Source organism: Aliiglaciecola litoralis (genome assembly GCF_039523355.1).
Taxonomy (GTDB): domain Bacteria; phylum Pseudomonadota; class Gammaproteobacteria; order Enterobacterales; family Alteromonadaceae; genus Aliiglaciecola; species Aliiglaciecola litoralis.
This window is the reverse complement of sequence record NZ_BAAAFD010000002.1, coordinates 360,080-377,088: the sequence shown is the minus strand read 5'-3', so window position 1 is coordinate 377,088 and position 17,009 is coordinate 360,080. Positions and strand designations below refer to the sequence as shown.

Annotated in this window: 16 protein-coding genes; 10 read left to right on the top strand and 6 right to left on the bottom strand. The window is 43.9% G+C overall.

Annotated elements, in window-relative coordinates; genetic code table 11:
* Nucleotides 1-35 precede the first annotated feature (35 nt).
* Entirely contained in the window at nt 36-917 is an 882-nt protein-coding gene (metF, locus tag ABD036_RS05365) for a methylenetetrahydrofolate reductase (protein ID WP_343857267.1), read from the bottom strand.
* A gap of 142 nt (nt 918-1,059) precedes the next feature.
* On the opposite strand from metF, the gene metJ reads away from it, so the two are divergent.
* Together metJ and ABD036_RS05355 are read left to right on the top strand one after the other, a co-directional pair.
* Entirely contained in the window at nt 1,060-1,377 is a 318-nt protein-coding gene (metJ, locus tag ABD036_RS05360) for a met regulon transcriptional regulator MetJ (RefSeq protein WP_343857264.1), read from the top strand.
* Between the two features lie 339 nt (nt 1,378-1,716).
* A complete protein-coding gene (locus ABD036_RS05355) occupies nt 1,717-2,892 on the top strand; it encodes a hydroxymethylglutaryl-CoA reductase (RefSeq protein ID WP_343857262.1) in 1,176 nt (391 codons plus the stop codon).
* Nucleotides 2,893-2,930: 38 nt separating this feature from the next.
* On the opposite strand, the gene ABD036_RS05350 is transcribed toward ABD036_RS05355, so the two are convergent.
* Together ABD036_RS05350 and ABD036_RS05345 are read right to left on the bottom strand one after the other, a co-directional pair.
* Nucleotides 2,931-3,440: a GNAT family N-acetyltransferase gene (locus ABD036_RS05350; RefSeq protein WP_343857258.1), complete on the bottom strand. Its 510-nt coding sequence runs from the start codon at nt 3,438-3,440 to the stop codon at nt 2,931-2,933.
* A 46-nt stretch (nt 3,441-3,486) separates the two neighbouring features.
* Nucleotides 3,487-4,731 carry a malic enzyme-like NAD(P)-binding protein gene (locus ABD036_RS05345; protein ID WP_343857255.1) on the bottom strand — a complete coding sequence of 415 codons (1,245 nt, stop codon included), beginning with the start codon at nt 4,729-4,731 and terminating at the stop codon, nt 3,487-3,489.
* Between the two features lie 277 nt (nt 4,732-5,008).
* Between ABD036_RS05345 and ABD036_RS05340 the strand changes: the two genes are divergently transcribed.
* On the top strand, nt 5,009-6,103 hold the full coding sequence (locus ABD036_RS05340; protein WP_343857253.1) for a methyl-accepting chemotaxis protein: 1,095 nt from the start codon (nt 5,009-5,011) through the stop codon (nt 6,101-6,103).
* A 144-nt stretch (nt 6,104-6,247) separates the two neighbouring features.
* Here the strand turns inward: ABD036_RS05340 and rpmE are convergent, their stop codons facing one another.
* The gene (gene rpmE, locus ABD036_RS05335) at nt 6,248-6,460 is read right to left on the bottom strand and encodes a 50S ribosomal protein L31 (RefSeq protein ID WP_343857251.1); all 213 of its coding nucleotides are present in this window, start codon (nt 6,458-6,460) and stop codon (nt 6,248-6,250) included.
* Between the two features lie 200 nt (nt 6,461-6,660).
* Between rpmE and priA the strand changes: the two genes are divergently transcribed.
* The 5 genes from priA to ABD036_RS05310 all read left to right on the top strand — a co-directional run bounded on the left by priA (nt 6,661) and on the right by ABD036_RS05310 (nt 12,758).
* The gene (priA, locus tag ABD036_RS05330) at nt 6,661-8,835 is read left to right on the top strand and encodes a primosomal protein N' (protein ID WP_343857249.1); all 2,175 of its coding nucleotides are present in this window, start codon (nt 6,661-6,663) and stop codon (nt 8,833-8,835) included.
* Between the two features lie 191 nt (nt 8,836-9,026).
* Nucleotides 9,027-9,581, top strand: a complete 555-nt coding sequence (locus ABD036_RS05325; RefSeq protein WP_343857247.1) for an SPOR domain-containing protein — start codon at nt 9,027-9,029, stop codon at nt 9,579-9,581.
* A 119-nt stretch (nt 9,582-9,700) separates the two neighbouring features.
* A complete protein-coding gene (hslV, locus tag ABD036_RS05320; RefSeq protein ID WP_343857245.1) occupies nt 9,701-10,225 on the top strand; it encodes an ATP-dependent protease subunit HslV in 525 nt (174 codons plus the stop codon).
* A 53-nt stretch (nt 10,226-10,278) separates the two neighbouring features.
* Nucleotides 10,279-11,610, top strand: a complete 1,332-nt coding sequence (gene hslU, locus ABD036_RS05315) for an ATP-dependent protease ATPase subunit HslU (protein ID WP_343857243.1) — start codon at nt 10,279-10,281, stop codon at nt 11,608-11,610.
* A gap of 254 nt (nt 11,611-11,864) precedes the next feature.
* Nucleotides 11,865-12,758 (top strand): CPBP family intramembrane glutamic endopeptidase, encoded by an 894-nt coding sequence (locus ABD036_RS05310; protein WP_343857241.1) that lies wholly within the window; start codon nt 11,865-11,867, stop codon nt 12,756-12,758.
* 200 nt (nt 12,759-12,958) lie between these two features.
* On the opposite strand, the gene ABD036_RS05305 is transcribed toward ABD036_RS05310, so the two are convergent.
* The gene (locus ABD036_RS05305) at nt 12,959-13,261 is read right to left on the bottom strand and encodes a YkgJ family cysteine cluster protein (RefSeq protein WP_343857240.1); all 303 of its coding nucleotides are present in this window, start codon (nt 13,259-13,261) and stop codon (nt 12,959-12,961) included.
* 463 nt (nt 13,262-13,724) lie between these two features.
* Here ABD036_RS05305 and ABD036_RS05300 point away from each other — a divergent pair, with 463 nt between their 5' ends.
* Nucleotides 13,725-14,108 carry a hypothetical protein gene (locus ABD036_RS05300; protein ID WP_343857238.1) on the top strand — a complete coding sequence of 128 codons (384 nt, stop codon included), beginning with the start codon at nt 13,725-13,727 and terminating at the stop codon, nt 14,106-14,108.
* A 7-nt stretch (nt 14,109-14,115) separates the two neighbouring features.
* Here the strand turns inward: ABD036_RS05300 and ABD036_RS05295 are convergent, their stop codons facing one another.
* Nucleotides 14,116-15,657, bottom strand: coding sequence for a DUF3369 domain-containing protein (locus ABD036_RS05295; protein WP_343857236.1), 1,542 nt, complete (start codon nt 15,655-15,657; stop codon nt 14,116-14,118).
* 420 nt (nt 15,658-16,077) lie between these two features.
* Here ABD036_RS05295 and ABD036_RS05290 point away from each other — a divergent pair, with 420 nt between their 5' ends.
* The gene (locus tag ABD036_RS05290) at nt 16,078-16,959 is read left to right on the top strand and encodes an MBL fold metallo-hydrolase (RefSeq protein WP_343857234.1); all 882 of its coding nucleotides are present in this window, start codon (nt 16,078-16,080) and stop codon (nt 16,957-16,959) included.
* Nucleotides 16,960-17,009: the final 50 nt, after the last annotated feature.

Sequence of the window (17,009 nt, the reverse complement as noted above, 5' to 3'; positions counted from 1 at the left end):
TCTTGAACTCTTTTCTCCTGATTAGTTTATCTGCTTTAAGCCCGAACACCTAATAAATGGCAAATGGCGTAGCTTAATTCGCTGCGGTTGAGGGTGTAAAAATGGAAATCGCGGATCCCTTCTTTTGCCAGTACTTTAACCATATCCATAGCAATACTGGCACCCAGTAAATTACGTGTGGTTTGGTCTTCTTTTTCCAATCCATCGTACATTTTGTGCAGCCATCCAGGTACGTGCACATTGGTAAAGCCTGCAAACCGTATCAAGGTTTGATAATTAGTAACAGGCAATATGCCCGGCACAATATCCAAATCGATGCCCGCTGCCGCGGCGCGATCGCGAAATCGTAGGAACACCTCTGCATCAAAAAAGAACTGGCTGATCGCTTCGGTCGCACCGGCTTCGGCTTTTCGCTTTAGATTGAGCAAGTCAAATTGCGCGTTGGGCGCTTCTGGATGCTTTTCTGGGTAGGCGGCAACAGAAATATCAAAATCGGCGACGTCTTTAAGCAACGCAACCAGATCAGCGGCATACATATCTGTTTTGCTGGTTCCCTCGGGTAAATCTCCACGCAATGCCACTATCCGGCGGATCCCGCTACTCCAGTAATCTTTGGCAATTTGTACCAATTCTTCTTTGCTGGCATCGACACAGGTTAAATGTGGAACAGCAGGAACACCTGTTTCTGTTTGGATCCGTTTCACTACGTCATGAGTACGATCTCGCTCGCCACTATTGGCACCATAGGTTACTGACATATACGCCGGTTTCAGCGGAGCGAGTCGATTTACCGACTTCCATAGCGTCTGTTCCATTTGTTCAGTTTTGGGCGGGAAAAACTCAAATGAAACGTTAATGCCACTTAATTCTGATAAAGATTGATTAAGGGACTCTATACCTTGGGCATACGAAACCATGGACACTCCGAAAGTTAGTATTAAAATAGCCGTTTAGACGTCTAAATTAGACTGGTTAGGCTAAGCCGTCAAGATGTTTAGACATCTAACTGAGTTACAGTTAGACTTTCCAATCATAAGAAAGATAAAAAAGAGTATCAGTATGGCAAAGTGGAACGGAAAATATATACATCCCTACGCTGAACACGGCAAAAAAAGCGAATTAGTTAAAAAAGTGACAGTTTCTATTCCACTTAAAGTGTTGAAAGTGCTCACTGACGAGCGCACTCGTCGTCAGGTCAACAATTTGCGCCACGCGACTAATTCTGAATTATTGTGCGAGGCATTTTTGCACGCGTTTACGGGGCAGCCATTGCCCAATGACGACGATTTACGCAAAGACAATCCTAACAAGATCCCTAAAGAGTCACGTGAATTAATGGCGTCTATGGGATTAGAGATTAAGGAGAGTGACGATTAACATCTGTTGGGTTTTGCATACAAGATCCAACTCATCGTTTTCACTAGGAGGCTGTTAATTTACATGCCTAGTATTTAGCGCACAGTTGACTACTGGGCATTAAAATAGCCATTTAACTGTGCTTTAGCCTAAATCTCTCCCCCATCAATGCACCAATTTACGCTTAGCTAGAGCAATATTGGTGCAGCGATTTATTGCCTTCCTCGACGCTCCAATAATTTGACCAGTAAATTCATTCTATTGTCATGAATTCGTCATCTACGGCAGCCACACTTAGTATGGCAAGCACCTTGCATCGTAGTTGAAATTAATGTCAATTCAATGAAGGACCACTTAACCATGAGTAAAACCCCGCGGATCCCAAGAAATACCATGAACGATCACAGCAATGAGTGGGCGAAAAAGCGTCGCGACTATTTGACCGAGCAAACTGGCACTGAGCTGCCCCATACGGGCTACTACTCAATCGATCCAAAGGCGTTGCCCGGTAATATTGAAAATTTTATTGGCGTGGTGCAAATGCCCGTTGGTATTGCAGGTCCAATGTTGGTCAATGGAGAGCACGCCAAGGGCTATTTTCACGTGCCACTTGCGACCACAGAGGGGACGCTAGTTGCGTCATACAGTCGTGGTATGCGTGTGGTGAATGAGTGCGGAGGAGTGAATACCACAGTGGTAGAGCAATTCATGCAACGTGCGCCTGCATTCATTTTCGACAACGCCAGACAAGCTCGAGAGTTTGGTAGCTGGATTGATACACATTTTGAACAGATCAAACACGTTGCAGAAAGCACCACACGAATTGGCAAGCTGATGCACATCATGCAGTGGTCAGTATCGAAAACCCGTTACCTACGTTTCAATTATACGACAGGTGATGCAGCCGGTCAGAATATGGTAGGCAAGGCGACGTTGGCGGCTTGCGAATGGATATGTGCTAATTATCCTGGCAATTGTGAATATTTACTGTCGGGAAATATGGACACAGACAAGAAGCACTCTCAATTGAATATGCTGCACTCTCGAGGAAAGCGCGTGATTGCTGAAGTTGTATTGAAAAAAGACGTGCTCAAAAAGATCATGAAAGTAGATACAAAGATGCTGGCCAAAGCCACAGTGCTTGCTAACACCGGCGCTTTAATGGCTGGCGCGGCATATAATGGTCCGCACTCTGCGAATGGTCTTGCGTCGTTATTTATTGCCACTGGCCAAGATGAAGCCAATGTGGTGGAATCCCATGCTGGCTTGTTGTCCCACGAATTGTTAGACAATGGTGACTTTTATTTGTCAGTTACTTTACCTTCATTGATAGTCGCAACCTATGGCGGCGGGACAGGGTTACCGACGCAAAAGGAATGTTTGGAAATAATGGATTGTTATGGTCAAGGTAAAGCAAATAAATTAGCTGAAATTGCTGCGGCCACCGTATTAGCTGGAGATATTTCTTTGGCATGTGCGGTGATTGGCGGTCATTGGGTAAGCAGTCATGACAAGTTTGGACGCAATCGAGATTAGATAACCTGAACTGAAGGATAAGATACCTTTGCGCGAGGTTAATCAGCAGTTAATGGTGTTACTCTTGCCATTAAGAATACGTCTACATATTTCCCGTCTCGAAAGGCATAGTTTTTTGCCGTTCCTTCGATGGTGAAGCCAAATTTTTGATATAGGGATATTGCTGCGTCGTTATCTGTGTAGACTTCTAATTCGATTCTGCTGATTGCCAGCCAGTTGTGGGCCAGATCCAAGGCGGCTTTTACTAATGTGCTGCCCACCCCTTTGCCTTGCCACTGTTGAGATACGGCCATGCCGATATTAGCCTCATGTTTTCTTCGTGGAGCTTTAAATACTTCCATACCCAATTGACCAACAATAGCGCCATTTTGTTGGGCAACTAAGCTATAGAAATTATCCGGTTTGTTGCCTAAAAAGGATTCCCAACTATCAAGCGATGGATAAGGTAATTGTAAGGTATTAGTGTAATTAGGCGTTTGTTGATAAATCTGCCGTATCGCTGAAATATCGACTTTTTCACTGTGCCTTACTGTGAATTGCTGTTCCATTTGTCACTCGTAAAAGTCCAAGGGTGATTATCATCACCCTCACTTTTTATGCTAAATAGTTATCCGGAAGTGATGTCAACGCCGCGACGCCAGTCTCAATTGCCGCTTTGGCAACTGCGGTGGCTACGCGTTTGCACAAGCGCGGATCCATCGGTTTGGGAATAATGTATTTGCGTCCAAACTCAAGTGAATCGATCTTGCTGGCCGCTAATACTTCCGCTGGGACAGGTTCTTTGGCGATGCTACGTATGGCATCAACTGCAGCTACTTTCATTTCATCGTTAATTTTTGATGCTCGCACATCGAGCGCGCCGCGAAATATAAATGGGAAGCAAAGTACATTGTTCACTTGATTGGGATAATCAGAACGACCAGTGGCCATGATCAAATCACTTCTAACCTTATGCGCTAGCTCGGGTTTGATCTCGGGGTCCGGATTGGAACAAGCAAACACCACCGGATTATCTGCCATTAGTTTTAATGTGTCTGGCGGCAAAACGTCTGGGCCAGATACTCCGACAAATACATCTGCACCGTCCATCACATCTTGCAGTGTGCGTTTGTCTGTATTGTTGGCAAACAACAATTTGTGAGGAGTGAGATCGTCGCGACGGGTGTGAATAACACCTTTACGATCAAGCATATAAATACGTTCTCGCTGAGCGCCACACTTGATCAGTAGCTCCATACAAGCTACTGCTGCTGCCCCTGCGCCCATGCACACTATAGTGACATCATGAATTTCTTTACCTTGGATTTCCAACGCGTTAAGCATACCCGCGGCGGTTACAATAGCTGTGCCGTGTTGGTCATCATGGAACACCGGAATAGAACAACGCTTGATCAACTCTTGTTCAATTTCAAAGCATTCTGGCGCTTTGATATCTTCTAGATTTATTCCACCAAAGGTATCAGCAATATTTGCTACTGTGTTGATAAACTCTTCAGTAGTGCGGTGCTTTACTTCAATGTCGATAGAATCAAGCCCTGCAAAGCGTTTAAACAATAACGCTTTACCTTCCATTACCGGTTTTGATGCCAATGGACCTAAATTGCCCAAACCCAAGATGGCGGTACCATTAGAAATAACGGCCACCATATTGCCTTTGGCGGTATATTTATAGGCGTTATCGGGGTCAGCTGCGATTTCACGAACGGGTTCAGCCACCCCAGGGCTGTATGCGAGTGCAAGATCAGTGACACTTTCCGCCGGTTTCGTCAGCTCAACGCTAATTTTTCCTGGAACCGGCTTGGAATGATAATCCAGAGCTTGTTGCCGAAAGTCAGACATAGTCGTCTTGTTCCTTAATGTGTAGGGTCAGAATAAATTTTTATTCGGTTTTTGTGTTTTTTTTATACCGATATTGGCAAATATAACATAGGCTTACTAGATACACATATCAGACAAGCCTATAAGTGGTATTCATGATGAAAATATTCTTCAAGTTTGTCATATGCAAACCGTTATACTAGAGAGTAGAAAAAAGTGAATACAGGTCTTTACCTAATTGACTGAATTCTGACAATGCACTAGTTTAGTGTGAAACCCGTTTCTTGGAGTCGCTATCTTGATCGTCTTAGCTTCTGTGCACGCACAAGTAAAAACACAATTACAAAAAACTGAAGAAGAGCGGGATCGACTTTTATCCCGTGTCGCCGAGTTGCAAAACGAAAACAAAGCGTTGGTGAGTGAGTTAGACACTGCGTTAAGTGCAGATCAAGTGGGTTTTGAATCCGGCTTGGTAAATTGTACTTTGGAATCGTTGAAGCAGGTCGAAGGGATTAGGCAGACAGTTTTAGAATCATTCAATCAGATTGAACACGAAAGTCAGTCGATCAAATCAATTGATACCTTGTTTGATGCATCAGCAGCTTCGCTCAAGATGATTGCCAAAGAAATGAACGGGCTATCTTCCAAAATGGGAGAGATGAACGACAACATTGGCGGTCTGTCAGATAAAGCCGACAACATTAATAAATTCGTTTCGACCATCACCAGTATTTCCGACCAGACTAACTTGTTGGCATTGAATGCTGCTATTGAGGCTGCTCGAGCCGGTGATGCGGGTCGTGGTTTCAGCGTTGTAGCCGACGAAGTACGGTCACTGGCCAATGAAACCAACAAATCTGCCAGTGAAGTAGCAGACTTAGTCGGTAACATCATTGCTTCAACCAAGAGTGCTGTCGATTCAGTTGTTGAAATTCAGCAAAATAATACCAGTCTGTCAGAGGGTGTGGCTGGCTTGAATGAAAATTACTCAGCTATTGTCGGCAGCTGTTCTTCAATGAAAGCAACTATTGCCGAATCCTCACATCGTTCTTTTATTCAAACCATGAAACTTGATCACATTGTTTGGAAGAGTGATGTTTATGCGGTAATTCATGGGCTGAGTGAAAAATCGATTGATGCTTTTGATGAAGCCAATAACTGTCGACTTGGTAAGTGGCATGCTGGCGAAGGACGGTCGCAACATGGGCACTCTTCAGCATATCAAAAGCTAGATGGACCTCATGCAGACGTGCATAGCAACGGCGTTAAGGCGATGATGTTGTTTAAAGAAGGTAAGCATCAAGAAGCCATTTCCTATTTGCAAAAAATGGAGACCGCTAGCGTCAAGATGATGAACTATTTAGATGAACTGGCGTTTGATCAAAATAAATAACCTTGGCACTAATTAAGTCACGCTATCGCCGATGCAAGTGAGGGCAATAGAGTGAACACTCTGAATATCAGAGCTTCGTTTAAGATTAAATTTCAAGCATAAAAAAAGGCGCTATTAAGCGCCTTTTTAGTTTTTGAGTTGGGCTTATTTCTTACCCAAAGCACCAAAACGTTTCTTGAACTTGTCAACACGACCACCAGTATCAACGTTACGTTGCTTACCAGTGTAGAAAGGGTGACATGCAGAACAAACGTCAAGGTTGATATCTTTACCAAGTGTCGAGCGAACAACAATTTTGTTTCCGCAAGAACAACTAGCTGTCATTTCTGTGTATTCTGGATGAATATCTTGTTTCATATGGATTACCTCATTTCTGGGCCGTATCGCTATACAACCCGAAGTTGCACACCATACGCAAATTAAATTAAAAGCGGCTTGCCGCAAAGAGGCGCGCATATTAATGTAAAGGGCATTATTGATCAAGCTGTTTTGACTGTTTGTTAACCGTTTACTGGCTTTATAAGTATAAGTTAGCCTAAGGTACGTCATTTAATATCATGCCCATTTACCAAATAGCATTACCACTGCCTAAACGACAAGTGTTTGATTACCTTTGTGAACAAGCCGATCTTGTGCCTGGGGTACGTGTAGTGGTGCCTTTTGGGCCCAGAGAGATGGTCGGTGTTATTGTCAATGCAGTCACTGAATCTGAGCATCAAACTAAATTAAAAGCGATTAAACGCGTATTAGACGAATCCCCTGTGCTAGACGAAGCGCTTTTGGCTATCAGTCATTGGTTGGCACATTATTATCAGCACCCGATTGGCGAAGTGATGCAAACCGTCATGCCAGTGGCACTTCGTAAAGGAGAGTCTGATAAACCTAAACCGACTTGTGTTCTAGGCTTGTCGAATAGCGATGTTGATGAGCTAATTTCGCAAGTATCTCGAGCAAAAAAACAAACAGAATTAGTCCAAATGTTAACAGCCGGTCCGGTTGCCCTTAGCGAAGTCAAACAACAATTTAGTATGGCAGTGATCAATGCCTTACTCGAAAAAGGCATAGTAGAAAAACACGAGGTAGAGGTTAGCAGTGACGTATTGTCGTGGAGTGTGCCTGAATCTCTCGATAAGCCCAGAGCAAATGTTCAGCAGGCGCTGGCTATTACCGCCATTACTCACCGACTCGATCGATTTGCTTGCTTCTTGCTAGAAGGCATTACCGGAAGCGGCAAAACCGAAGTTTACTTACAAAGTATTGAGGAGGTGCTGCGTCAGCAGAGGCAAGTATTGATACTGGTGCCTGAAATTGGCTTAACCCCGCAAACCGTAAAGCGCTTTGAACGACGCTTTGGTTTAGCTGTCGGTGTATTGCACTCAAACCTTACCGATAATGAGCGACTCAACGTGTGGCAACGAAGTCGCAGTGGTGAGTTGGCCATTGTCATCGGGACACGTTCCTCCATTTTCACGCCCATGCTCAAACCAGGTATGATCATCGTCGATGAAGAGCATGATGGCTCTTATAAGCAGCAAGATGGATTAAAATATAACGCCAGAGATTTAGCTGTGATCCTCGCCAAACATTATCAGGTGCCTTTGGTGCTAGGGACCGCAACGCCGAGCCTAGAAACATTGAATAACGCCCTAACCGGTAAATATCAGCATTTACAATTGTTGCAACGAGCCGGTAACGCTGCGCTAGCCAAGCAACAGTTGATGGATATCACTAATCAATCTCTTGAGTCTGGCATTGCCACTGGCATGCTTGAGCGACTTCAGGCGCACCTTGAGCAGGGTAGTCAGGTGATGATTTTTGTCAATCGCCGGGGGTTCGCCCCTGCTTTGCTGTGTCATCATTGTGGATTTGTTGAGCAATGTAAGCGCTGCAATAAACCTTACACAGTGCATAAATCACTGCACAAAATACAGTGTCACCACTGCGGTGCTGCGAAAGCTATACCGCCAAAGTGCAATGAATGTGGTCATCATGAGATGGTGACTCATGGCGTCGGTACTGAACAGTTAGAGGCCTTGCTCAAAAAGCGTTTTGCACAATACAGTACAGTGCGGATTGACAGTGACAGTGTGCGCGGAAAAAGTAAATTACACACCTTGCTTGATGAGGTGAATCGGGGGCAACATCAAATTTTAATTGGCACCCAGATCCTGTCCAAAGGACACCATTTTCCCAATGTCACCTTGGTGGTGATCCTTGATGCAGATGGCGCCTTGTTTAGCGCAGATTTTCGCGCCGCTGAACACCTCGCGCAACTGATTACGCAACTCGCCGGACGGGCGGGAAGAGCCGAAAAACCCGGAGAAATGTGGCTGCAAACACACCAACCAGGACACCCACTGTTACAAGATTTGATCCATAACGGATACGGTGATTTTGCACGCTTTGCACTGCAAGAACGTAAATTGGCTGATTTACCACCATTTTGTTACCAAGGATTGTTTCGTGCCGAGGCACTGCAGGCTAGTGATGCGTTCCAGTTCTTATCAACCGTGGCGGAGTTGTTAACGATTGAAAATGTCAGAATAATGGGGCCATTGCCAGCGATTATGGAAAAGCGTCAAGGCCGCTATCGTATGCAACTTTTGCTATCAAGCCCAAGCCGAGCACAGTTGAATAGAGCAATTGCTAATCACATCGTCAGCATAGAAAATCTTCCGGCTGGCCGTAAGGTCCGATGGTCAATTGACATTGACCCCCAAGACTTTCTCTAGACTGTGTTTACTCTGTCATAATCATGATACTGTTATGCGATCTGTAGTTGGGGTTCTATCAGTATTCGCGTAAAATTCCACTTATAAGTAACTTGTATGTTTTGTGATTGAAGCTCGCTGGATAATCACTGTTTGTTTGCATAATAGTTTATCCAAGTTGAGCGTCTAAAAAGAAGAAAAACCAACACCTTATGGCTCAAAAAGACTTTGTAAAACGTGGCCAAGCGCCGAAAAAGAAACCCGCAAAAGCGGACAAAGCTAAACCACAGTTGCCGTGGCTTAGAATTATTATCACCTTATCTTTGGTAGTGGGGTTTGCTTATTTTTTATGGGCAATTTCGCACAATTCAGAAGTAGCACCCAAGACGTTGGAAGCACAAAAATCATCTGCGCAATCTGTAGAGCAGATCGATCCCTTACCTGAAATGCCCGAAGACAAATATACTTATCCAACAGAACTTGAAACCAGTCATGTTGAAATTGATCGAAAAGAGCAACAAAAATCAGAACGCCCCTACCTAATGCAATGTGGTTCGTTTAGACAGCAAAATCAAGCGGATAAAATGCGTGCGCAGCTTGCGATGCAAGGGCTAGAGTCTCAAGTGAAGTCCAGCGATGGTAAAAATGGTCGTTGGTATCGCGTGATCTTAGGTCCCTATGATTACAAACGTGACGCGGAAGCCGATCGTCACGTTATTCAACGGATAGGGATCAGCACCTGTCAAATATGGTATTGGGACTTATAGCTTTATCTCTTAGGGAGTAGGGCCTTGAAAAATTTTCACTGCTCCCCACATATACTGCATTGAACAATCGACGATAGCGTAAAGATCGTCGAGCCTACCCTAATTTTCAAGGAGTCGATGTGACTACTATTGTATCTGTTCGCCGAAATAACCAAGTTGTGATTGCCGGTGATGGCCAAGTATCCCTTGGCAATACGGTAATGAAAGGCAATGCACGTAAGGTGCGAAGATTATATAACGACAAGGTCATCGCTGGTTTTGCTGGTGGTACAGCGGACGCCTTTACCTTATTCGAGCGATTTGAAAGTAAGTTGGAAATGCACCAAGGCCACTTGACCAAAGCGGCGGTTGAGCTTGCTAAAGACTGGCGAACGGATCGCATGTTGCGCAAGCTAGAGGCACTTTTAGCGGTTGCAGATCACACCGCTTCTTTCATTATCACTGGTAATGGTGATGTGGTTCAGCCCGAGCAAGATCTTATTGCCATCGGCTCAGGTGGCCCTTATGCACAGGCTGCTGCCACTGCACTTTTAGCCAATACCGATCTCAGTGCCCAAGAGATTGCACAGAAGAGCTTGTCGATCGCCGGTGATATTTGTGTGTTTACTAACCACAGTCAAACGATCGAGACCCTAGATTACTAATTTTATTCGGACTGTCTTGATAACACAGTCCACTTACTCAAAAGGTTTATTTCATGTCAGAGATGACTCCAAGAGAAATCGTCCATGAATTGGACAGACATATTATTGGTCAACAAGACGCCAAACGTGCAGTTTCCATTGCCCTAAGAAACCGCTGGCGTCGGATGCAACTTGAACCTGAGTTGCGCCAAGAAGTGACACCGAAAAACATTCTGATGATAGGCCCAACTGGTGTGGGTAAAACTGAGATCGCTAGGCGCCTTGCAAAGTTGGCTAATGCTCCGTTCATTAAAGTTGAAGCGACTAAATTTACCGAAGTGGGCTATGTGGGTAAAGAAGTCGAAAGCATTATTCGCGACTTGGCGGATATCGCAGTAAAAATGACCCGCGAGCAAGAAACGCAAAAGGTGAAGTATCGCGCAGAAGAGGCGGCTGAAGATCGTATTCTCGACGTGTTGCTGCCGTCGCCTGAAAATGTGTATGGAGAAAAAGAAAAAGTCGAAGACAAAGGCACGAGACAAATTTTTCGTAAGAAGTTACGCGAAGGCCAGTTAGACGACAAAGAAATCGAAATCGATATTGCACTGCCACAAGTCGGTGTTGAAATCATGGCTCCACCGGGCATGGAAGAGATGACGAATCAGCTACAAGGTATGTTCCAAAACCTTTCAGGCTCTCAGAAAAAGAAAAAGAAAATTAAGATCAAAGAAGCGTTCAAACTGTTAATTGAAGAAGAAGCCAGCAAACTCGTCAATCAAGAGGAACTAAAAGAAAAAGCCTTGTTCAATGTTGAGCAAAACGGCATTGTCTTTTTGGATGAGATTGACAAAATCTGCAAACGCGAAGGGGCAGGCAGTAGTGCCGATGTTTCTCGCGAAGGGGTGCAGCGAGACTTGCTGCCATTGGTCGAAGGCTCTACTGTGTCGACCAAGCACGGCATGGTCAAAACTGACCACATACTGTTTGTCGCCTCTGGTGCGTTTCAAATGAGCAAACCCTCCGATCTTATCCCAGAACTACAGGGGCGCTTACCCATTCGAGTTGAATTATCAGCCTTGAGTGTTGAAGACTTTGTACGCATCCTGACTGAGCCCAATGCTTCGTTAACCGAGCAGTATATCGCGTTACTAGGAACCGAAGGTGTCAAGGTCAGTTTCACGGAAGAAGGTATTCGCCGGATCGCAGAAGCGGCTTGGCAAGTTAATGAAAAAACCGAGAATATCGGTGCACGTCGTTTGCACACGGTCATGGAACGGTTGATGGAAGACATTTCCTTCGACGCCACAGAAAAAAGTGGCGAGTCTTTAATTGTCGATGCTGATTATGTCAATGAGCACCTTGAAAGGTTAGTAGACAACGAAGATCTGAGCCGTTTCATTCTTTAACTGACTACAGCAGCCCTAGTTTAACAAAGGACGGGTTGAATTGATCTAGATAGTCAATTCAACCCGCCTTTTTTATTGTCCATTGTTGATACGCACTTTGCTGTGCTTTTATAAATTCGTTAAATCATTCATTTTTTGGTCAAAAACGCATTGATAACGCATTCTAGTTTCCTATCTCATTGTATTTATTGGTTTTTTAGTTGGTCTAAATTTTGCTAAATAATTTTTGGAAATACAACAATAATAGGAACCATATGAAAAACATAATAAAAACAACGTTCGTTAATTCTCACAACAAACTGCGTAATGGTTGGTGGATAGCTATTTTCATTGTGTTTGTGGCTATGACGCGACCAATCTATAAGCCTTTAAAATTACTGCTTGATGATTTTGGCATCCACGCGAATATTCTGGAGCTGCTCTCTGCTGCGTTAATTCTGTTTGTAACCTATCTATGTGTTCGGCTGCGCAAAGAGACTATGGGCTCAGTTGGCCTGGATATCGATTCTAATTGGATGCAACAATTTGGTTTAGGTCTGGGAGCTGGCTTGATCATGGTATTTGGGTTGGCAGCTACGGTATGGTTGGGGGGAGGTGTTAATTTTGAATATAATTTTAAGCTTGACGTTTCTTTTTTGTTACTTAGTTTTTATCTTTTTGCGATAGGCGCATTCTTTGAAGAGCTACTTCATCGCGGTTTTTTATTCCAAAGACTAATCGGCGGTATTGGTTTTTGGCCCGCACAATTGATGATCGCTAGTTTGTTTGCGGTCGGACATCTCAGTAATCCTGGAATGGAAGGCGTAAGTCAAATAATTGGTGCTGTAAACTTGTTTGTCAGTTCACTCGTGTTTGGTCTAGCGTACTATAAAACGCGAAGTTTAGCGTTGCCCATCGGTTTACATTTAGGTTGGAATTGGAGCATGGGAAGTCTTCTTGGGATTAATGTCAGTGGTCATGAAAATGCCGGGGTATTAATTTCTCAGATTTCCGACATGCCAAGTTGGTTTACTGGTGGTGAATTTGGGCTTGAAGGGAGTGTGCTAGCTATTGGGGTAGAATGTGTGGCACTTTTCTTATTATGGCACTGGACAGGCACTCACTGTTCTTCAAATGCGTCCGATAAGATTGTATTAAAGGCAGCTTAACTGCCGTGTTTCCTAACGGGACACCCACTGCTATTTAACAATCCACCCTTGATTATTTAACAATATTTAACAAGACACCCATGGTAAATCTCTAGTTAAAATTGAAGCGAAGATTTAGATTTTTACGATGGGTGTCTTCGTAATTTGGTGTTCAGATAATTCGTATTAAGGGTGGGTGTCCTGATAATTATTGGCGATCTTCAGTCTACACTGACACCCAGTGCTGTTCTTTCTTCGATGCATTCATAAGAGCCCATTTCAAATTCGCGACAATTCCATGGGCGATTTTCATAAATTGAACACATGAGCGTATCCCTGTCTAGGGCTGAGCACCAACCGTCCTCTAAGCGTAACATGGTTTCCCCTCCCCATTCATCGACTGCAATATACTCATCAGGAACGCCGGTATCGCTGATAATCAATACTTCTAATCGACAGCAACAGGCCTGACAATTTGCGCAAGTTATCTGTGGCTCGGATATGTTTTTGATCGGAATCGTCATGCTAGTCATCGGGTCGAATAATGGACCATTTTACACCAAATTGAAGCCATTCGACACGCATTTAACCTACACGGATTCTGCGTGGTCAGTTCAAGGGGCGCTCCTCGGTGTAGTGATACGCCTTTAGTCTGTGTCTTCGCAATTAACTAGTGGGTGTCCTTGTAATTACGGTGGGTGTCCTCGTAATTGTTCTAACATCGACCTTGCCAATGAGGACGTGTACCGCAATAGTCATATTGATCATTACAATCGTACTTATAAAACGGATTTCTGAACCCTTATTTAAGTATTCATTTAGGTCGCAGGCCTGCACCTTTAACAATTAAGGGGTTAGAGGTTGTATACAACACAGGCGCTTTCTGCCAATTCGTATTGGCTAATTAGTTGGTTTTTAATGACTTGTATATTAACGCCACAACATGCACCATAGGTTGCGCGTTTCATCAATTGTGAGTCTTCTATAGTGACCAAAGTCCTGTTGCTCGATTTTGCCAAGATAATCATTCTTAGAGACGATATCGCTGAGATAGTTGTTGATGAAGGAGTCGAAATGACCAGTGCGATGGTGGATCAGTACCATACTTGCTTGATAGAGAACCTGCTCTCACCCTTTTCTGTTCTGATCAATAAAATCAACACCTATACCTATGATTTTCAAGCGCAACTAAAAATTGGCACGATTGAAAATATTCATGCGATGGCCGTGGTCACTTATAGCCGACATGCTGAACTTGCTACTGATGTGATGGATAAAACAATGCCGCGGGAAAATAAATGGAATATGCAGTTATTCTCGGAGCGCAATGTGGCATTAGAATGGCTAAAAGAGCAGCAGAGCGACTTATAAATTCGGATTAGTGAGGATCTGGGTAGAGCTCTCTGAAGCGCGCGAATTCATCGATACGAGTTAACAGTATATCCACTAGCTTGGGCTCAAATTGTTTACCTTTTTGCTGAATTAAGAAATCCACTACGTCTTGCGGTGGCCAGGCTTCCTTGTAACAGCGGCTGCTACCTAAAGCATCAAACACATCGGCTAAGGCCGTTATGCGGCCAGCAATGTCGATTTCGTCCTCCTTTAGCCCTTTTGGGTAACCCTCGCCATCCCACCTTTCATGGTGCTGGTGAGCAATAGTTGCTCCTAACTGTAAGACAGGATTTTCAGATTTGACTAGCATCTGGTAGCCAATTGATGCATGGGTTTTCATGGTTTCCCACTCTTGTGCATCATGTTTTCCAGGCTTATTGAGTACAGTGTCTGGGATCCCTACTTTGCCGACATCATGCAACGGAGAAGCTAGCTTAATCATTTCTGCTTGGTATTCGGGTAAACCATAGTATTTGGCCAATAAATAACTAATATGCGCGACTCGTTTAACATGGCTGCCGGTTTCTTTGCTGCGCATCTCGACGGCTTCACCAATTACATAAGACAGTTCTTTTTGAGATTCTTTTATCACTTCTCTGAGTTTGATATTTTCATGAGCAACGGCGATGTTACTGGCAAAAAACTCCAATAAATTGTGCTGCATAGGCTCGAGCTTTTCATCTTGAGAAACGTACAGTAGATTCTCTGTTCCGCGTTTAGTCGTAAAATAACCTATAAAGTAGTCTTGTTCATAAATTGAGTGTTTTTCATTGAGCGCGCGGCGTAATCTAGCATTGACGGCTTGAGGTACCGCTAAATCATTGTTTACAAGCAATGCCATTTCATCATATTGATTCAGCGCAAGGATATTGACCTCGGTTTGGTTACTCCCTGCATCTTTTGCGGCGGCACAGCAAATAATGGCTTTCTCATCGATTCCTAACACTATCGCAACTTGCCTCAGAATTGCCGACGCAAATTGCGGCAGTGTATCGCATTCAATAAACTCTGATGATGCAGCAATGATTTTTTCTAGGCCGCTGCGATGTTTCTCAATAGTCAAAATATCGCGATAGCCTCGCAGTGCAGAATAAAGCGTGGTCTTAAGACGAAGAGCGGTAAGTTCAGTTTTGTTTTTGTAATCGTTTATATCGTAGTCACGGATCACGTTCTCTTCTGGAGCTTCACCTGGCTGGCCAGTTCGCAAGACCAATCGAATTTTGTGATTATCTAAGACTTCTCTGACCCATTTAACGAAGTCCAAACCTGCATGCTGAGTTTCCATGACGACATCAACAATGGCGACGGCAAATTCATTATCCGGGCTTTTCATTAGCTCTTGGGCCTCGGCGCCAGAAAAGGCACTGACCAGCTCTAGTCGACCCCCGTCAAATTCCAACTCGCCAATAACGAGTTTGGTGATGTTATGCACTTCCGGTTCATCATCAATGACCAACACCTTCCATTTCACGTCTTTGTTGGGGGTGTCGTCAAGTGAGTCTTCGGCAAATAAAAAAGTATCATTCATAATAAAATTAATAGGTCATAACAGTGTTTGCAAAATTGTTTACAACAGCCTAGCTAAAAACATTGAATTAGAGAAGTTCCAGACAAAAAATAATTAAAATGAACAACTTGCGACTTAGTTCATTAGGTTTTAATAATCAGCAAGCTATTTCCAATACGACTATTGAATAGGCCATAGCCATGCTGCAGGAGCCACCCGTGTTTTCAAATTACGGGCATTAACTTAACCTAACTCATTGTCTCCTGCCAAACTAGCAAAATCTCTAGGTGTTTGTGGACCATAACCACTGCATACTTCGGTCAAGTGCAAACCTAAGGGGGGAGCTTCAAAACAATGCAATCGTCTCTGTTGAGCTTACTCATGTAACTACTTAATATCGCAGCCTAACCCACATAACTTGATGTCAAAGGACTCGCTTACATGAATAAAAAATCGTGTCATTTTCACCTAATTTTAACGGCGGTTCTTGGCTGTGTTTTAGCATTTTCAAGTGACATTTATGCGCACTCCGATGCGCTTCGCTTATCTGCTTCAGACAATGCTCAGGGCAAAGTCACCTATCTTGCCAATGAAGCTATTATGATTGAAAGCGCCGAAACCAAGTTGTTGTTTGATCCGTTTTTCCATCATCACTTTGACACTTACGCATTAGTTCCAGACACCATCAAAGCTAAGATAATGGCAGGGGAGCCTCCATTTGATAATATTAAAGCGATTTTTGTCAGTCATGCACACGGAGATCATTTTTCTGATAAGGACATGTTAGCTTATTTAACGGCACATTCAGGCACTCATCTTTACGCGCCCGAGCAAGCCATAAGTCAACTGACGTTCCTAGCGCCACCTGATGAGATATTAGCTAGGTTACACAGCATCTCACTTGCGTTTGGTCAACAAGCTGAGACAACAACGAACGACAATCTATTAATCGAAACCGTTCGAATTCCACATGCAGGTTGGCCAAGTCGTGCAAACGTTGAAAATCTAGTCTTTCGTGTGTCAATCTACAGTGATGCAAAGCGCGATGATAACGCGCTTACCGTCATGCATATGGGCGACGCAGACCCGAATCGACAACATTTCATTCCCTTTAAAGACCTCTGGCAAAAGCGCCACACGTCAATGGCGTTTCCACCTTATTGGTTTTACTTAAGCAAACAAGGAAATGAGATACTGGATAGTATTATCAATACGCGCAAATTTGCCGGCATTCATGTGCCGTTAGCCGTCCCAGAAGCGTTATTAAACAGCAGCAACGATTACTTTACGCAGTCAGGAGAGACCCGCGTCATTGAAAAATAAGTTGATTAAAAAACGGTTTCATTACGAGGTATTTAGCAAGCTGATAGCAT

Excerpts from the sequence above, each read along its gene's own strand:
- metF (WP_343857267.1), bottom strand. The coding sequence starts at position 917 with ATGGTTTCGTATGCCCAAGGTATAGAGTCCCTTAATCAATCTTTATCA.
- rpmE (WP_343857251.1), bottom strand. The coding sequence starts at position 6,460 with ATGAAACAAGATATTCATCCAGAATACACAGAAATGACAGCTAGTTGT.
- ABD036_RS05355 (WP_343857262.1), top strand. The coding sequence starts at position 1,717 with ATGAGTAAAACCCCGCGGATCCCAAGAAATACCATGAACGATCACAGC.
- ABD036_RS05290 (WP_343857234.1), top strand. The coding sequence starts at position 16,078 with ATGAATAAAAAATCGTGTCATTTTCACCTAATTTTAACGGCGGTTCTT.
- priA (WP_343857249.1), top strand. The coding sequence starts at position 6,661 with ATGCCCATTTACCAAATAGCATTACCACTGCCTAAACGACAAGTGTTT.
- ABD036_RS05350 (WP_343857258.1), bottom strand. The coding sequence starts at position 3,440 with ATGGAACAGCAATTCACAGTAAGGCACAGTGAAAAAGTCGATATTTCA.
- ABD036_RS05295 (WP_343857236.1), bottom strand. The coding sequence starts at position 15,657 with ATGAATGATACTTTTTTATTTGCCGAAGACTCACTTGACGACACCCCC.
- ABD036_RS05310 (WP_343857241.1), top strand. The coding sequence starts at position 11,865 with ATGAAAAACATAATAAAAACAACGTTCGTTAATTCTCACAACAAACTG.
- metJ (WP_343857264.1), top strand. The coding sequence starts at position 1,060 with ATGGCAAAGTGGAACGGAAAATATATACATCCCTACGCTGAACACGGC.
- ABD036_RS05345 (WP_343857255.1), bottom strand. The coding sequence starts at position 4,731 with ATGTCTGACTTTCGGCAACAAGCTCTGGATTATCATTCCAAGCCGGTT.
- ABD036_RS05325 (WP_343857247.1), top strand. The coding sequence starts at position 9,027 with ATGGCTCAAAAAGACTTTGTAAAACGTGGCCAAGCGCCGAAAAAGAAA.
- ABD036_RS05305 (WP_343857240.1), bottom strand. The coding sequence starts at position 13,261 with ATGACGATTCCGATCAAAAACATATCCGAGCCACAGATAACTTGCGCA.
- hslU (WP_343857243.1), top strand. The coding sequence starts at position 10,279 with ATGTCAGAGATGACTCCAAGAGAAATCGTCCATGAATTGGACAGACAT.